This window comes from Mesorhizobium sp. M5C.F.Ca.ET.164.01.1.1, from assembly GCF_004792125.1.
GTDB lineage: Bacteria > Pseudomonadota > Alphaproteobacteria > Rhizobiales > Rhizobiaceae > Mesorhizobium > Mesorhizobium wenxiniae.
In genome coordinates this window covers 1-399 of record NZ_SRTG01000162.1, presented here as the reverse complement: position 1 = coordinate 399, position 399 = coordinate 1, and the positions used below count along the sequence as shown (strand labels likewise).

Genomic DNA, 399 nt, shown 5'->3' with positions numbered 1-399 from the left:
CGAATTCGCCGCCATCAACCAGATCGATATCGACTACATACCGGGTCAGCTTTCGGTTGCGCACAAGCCGCGCTATGTCGACGACTACAAGGCGCATGCCGAAATCATGGCCGGCCGTTTCTCCTACCCGCACATCTCATTCATGGATGCGAACGAGACCGCGGAGCGGCTGTCTTCGAGCGCCTATTTCGGCGGCACGCGCGACACCGGCACCGGCCATATCCATCCGATGAAACTGGTGATCGGCACGGCGCGGGTAGCGGCACAAGCCGGCGCGCACCTGTTCGAAGGGACGCCATCAACCGGCATCATCTCCGCCGGCGGCAAGGTCAGAGTCTCCACACCGAGAGGGACGATCTCGGCGGAGAAATGCCTGATCGCGGTCAATGCCTATGGCGG

General features: G+C 61.9%; 1 protein-coding gene. It reads left to right on the top strand.

Annotation, left to right across the window (positions count from 1 at the left end):
• The coding region (locus EN807_RS32920; protein WP_135937967.1) for an FAD-dependent oxidoreductase at positions 1-399 on the top strand (399 nt) is incomplete at both ends.